The following is a 3,787-nucleotide window of genomic DNA, read 5'->3' as shown; positions in this document are numbered from 1 at the left end:
ATCAGCTTTTTCCGAATCGAAATACTGGTGTATGGTTTTTTCGGCCTCTGCTTTGGAATTGCTTTCTCCTTCCAGAAAAAGGATACTGACACTTTCACCGGCTTCTAATTGAAAGGTACTCTGTAAAGCTGAGCAGGGATCACCGCCATTCAACACTTTATTGTCAAGGTTCTTTTCAGAAGCAATTGCAAAAGGCTGCCTCAGTGAACGGTTTCTTCCAAGGAATGCTTGCCGGTCTGTTGTAAACCTGTATTGGTTGTTTTGCAATGGGTTAATAACTACAGAAAAGACTACTCTACCTGCAAATTCATTGTTGTAGTTGTTTTTGGCAAACAGAATGTTTCCATTGTCCGAGACTTCCTGATAGACGAACCTCGAGGAAGCTGATCTTTCCACGCCCAATACCCTGTCCAAATACCTGAAAACTGAGAGCTTCATGGGGCTATTGCCCTTGTTGTGTAAGCTAAGCTTTGAAATTTTGACAGCGTCATTTTCCGGTACGAATTGAACCAGTTTCTGCTCCAGTTGATTGGAGGAGTGTTCGAAGCTCGTAAATCCGAAGCCATGTATAACATGATAGAATGAATTACCCACAACCGGTCCAGGAGCGGGAGACCAATATTTCATACGGTTTTCATCACGGATGTAAAAAGCCTCTGAGTGGGTATCGATAACCGGATCATTTGACCATGTGGTAAGCTTATTTTCCCTGCTGTTTTCGCTCCAGGTATATCCAGCAGCTCTTTCCGATACTGTAAAGCCGAACTTTGGATTCGCAATGACATTGATCCAGGGAACTGGGGGTAGCACGGGAAATTTGGTTTCCGGATCATTCTTTACCAAAATATGGTATTCTCTTCCATCTTCCGAAAATCCGCCATATCCATTGAAAAACTGAAGCCTTTCCTTTTTCTCCTGGTAAACAGTATTCAAGCCTTCATGATCTTCTGTTAAGGGATGATAGACAGCATCCTCATCACTTTTATACCAAGACTTTGTTTCCGTTTGTTTTTTGAGTTTAGTTAAATCAGGCAGTTTTTTGTTGAAGACTGCGTGCGCTACGCTGAGTAGCAGGGTCATGTCTTCTTCTTGGATTTTGTCAGCCCTGTAAATAAATATGCCTCCCCTTTTGTTGAAGACATCCCGTTCAAGAGAAGATTCAATAGCTACTTGGATAGATTCCTGGATTTCGTCTATATATCCTGGGGCATGCTCATTGATGATGAGCAATTCGGATTCAATCCCCCTCTTACGCCAAAACGAATGTGCTTTGAGTAAAAGTTTGACCTGCTTGAGTTGATTGGTCTCGTTGATTCGGTATACAATTAATGGGAAGTCTCCCGAAATCCCATAGGCCCAGAGGTCCTGCTGTTTTTTTGCATTTTTCAAAAGATGGTACTCATCTGCTCTGTAAGTTGGATCGGCATAAAAAATATAAGAAGCCAGCTTCTGAAAATAGTGAGCTTGGGCTGTTTTAATATTGAGATGGTTTAATTCCACCAAACCATAGATGGAAGCCAGGTCAAAAGTCCTATTGACCGAAAGCTGACTGTCATACATATCTGCCATATATATGGCAGCTTCCCTGGAATCGGCATATCCAAGTCCAAAAGTAATTTGGGCCTTTTCTCCGGGAAGCAATGTGATCTGTTTTCTAAAGCTTACAATAGGATCAGACACGTTTCCCTGAAATCCTCTCAGGGTGTTTCCGTTGTCCATGGCTTCAGGGTTACTCATAGACCTTCCTTTTCCGATAAAATTGGACCTTTCAGTTTCAAAACTTACAGTATCTGACTGGTCATCCTGAAAATTAAAAGCCAAGGTGTGAATCAGCCACTTTGGATTTTCTTCCTTGCTTCGGGGTCTTCTTTTTGCAATAATGGCATGATGCTCTTCGAGGTATTCCGTTTCGATGAATAATTTGGAAAAAGCAGGGTGTGAGTTATGGTCGGGAAGCCTGTTCAAGACCACCTCAGCATAACTGGTGATTTCCAATGTTCGCTGGCGGTCTGAATAATTGGTCAGTGTAAGTTTTCTGAGTTCGATCTGGTGATCTGGAGAAACACATATTTCTGTTGTTGTTTCAATCCATTCATCTACTCTTGAACATACAACTTTACCATTGTGGAACCAGGTATCATACCTGTCAGGTCTCCGTTTGACGGGTTGATGCATCGCAGACCAATATTTATCGTTCTCCAGATCCTTGATATAGAAAAAGAGTCCGAGTGGATCTGTTGTTATGTCAGGTTTCCAGGCATTCAGTACAATTCCCCTAGAGCTGCAGTAACCGGTTCCGCCATGGGTTATCATGGTTGAGAAATCTCCGTTTGAAAGGGTATGTAGCCTTGGTGGGCTTATGTCCAGCTCATTGATTCCGGAATGTTCTGCAATATTCTGGACAGAAGCTTTCTCTCCGGGTTCAAGCTCGGCATCAATGGGATGCGGTTCTTTGATGGGTTGACCTCTTGGAATTCTCTCCTGAAGCAATAGCTCACAGCTTTTGATGCGGAGGTCAGCATGGAAATTATTGCTGATGGTCCAGCCGTTCAAAAAGTTATCCAATGCCAACAAACTCATTCCATGATGGTGAACCATGTAAGACTTTACGATTTTAAAGGGCTCCTCCGTATTGAGGTGAGAAGGCGTATAATCTATCGCGTCATAGAATCCCATGACTCCCAGACCGCCTGTTTTTTCAATTTCAAGTAAGTTTTGGATGGTGTTTTTTGATTCCACCATCAAAGCGAGCATGGAAGCATAGGGTGCCACTACATATTCGTCGGCCAAGCCGCGTTTCAAACCAAGTCCAGGAACTCCAAAAGTTCTGTATTGATAGTGCATTTCAATATTGAGAAAGTAATAGGCACTTTCAGAAAAGCCCCATACCAGTTCTCTGTTGTCTCCGTATTTTTTCTGCCAATCGATCACATTTTGATATGTGTGGCTTATAAGGGTGTCAGGATAAGATTTAAGAAAAAGTAAAGGCATCAAATACTCAAACATTGTCCCACCCCATGAAAGTAAAGTTTCCTCCCCGTTGATACTGGTTAATCTCCTGCTCAGCCTGAACCAGTGTTCAACCGGAACGTCACCTTTGGAAATCGCTATAAAGGATGCGATCCTTGCTTCACTTGCCAACAGGTCGTAAGTACTTTTGTCAAACTGGGCAATATCCAGGTTATAACCGATACTGAATAATCCTCTCTTTTCCAGATAAAGGAAAGAGAAGTCCATTTCGTCTAACATGGTCTCTGAGAGCATGATGATTTCCAAGGATTGGCGCTGCCATTTTTCAAGCAGTTGATCGCACGGCTGGTTTTGATAACTTTCTCTGAAAAGGACACTGAGCTCTTCTGCTGAGTAGTCGTCGGTTTCCAGATTTGACGGATTCAAAAGGCATTTATACTCATCTAAAGCTTTTTCTATATGTTTTAATGGGCTCTCTATCCAAAAGAGTAAGTTGCCCATCATGCGATCATCCACAGTGCTTCCCAATGGGAGCAGGTTGGTGGCGCAAAGCTCAACAGCATCTTTTTTCAAGTCCTTCAACAGGTCAAATCCCGGAGAATCTCCTTGTTCTTCTGCTTTGGAAAGTTGGTCGAGCATTTTGATGGTGAAATGCTGGATTTGATCATAAATTGGGCTGGGTATGAGATTTCCATTTTTATAATTGACAAAAATTCCCTGAATGGTCAAGAGTGTATCCTGCAGGCCTTTATTGAAATTTTTGTAAACACCTTTTTGGCTCATGGCCTGTTTGATACCTTCTTTGGTGACAATCAGA

1 protein-coding gene is annotated in these 3,787 nt (G+C 42.4%); it reads right to left on the bottom strand.

The genetic code is table 11. The features are described from left to right. Window positions 1-3,787: glucoamylase family protein (locus tag EA341_RS00390; protein ID WP_293010701.1), on the bottom strand; the 3,787-nt coding region annotated here is incomplete at both ends.

The sequence above is a fragment of the Mongoliibacter sp. genome (assembly GCF_007692705.1).
Taxonomy (GTDB): Bacteria; Bacteroidota; Bacteroidia; order Cytophagales; family Cyclobacteriaceae; genus Mongoliibacter.
This window is presented reverse-complemented; position numbering and strand designations above follow the sequence as displayed.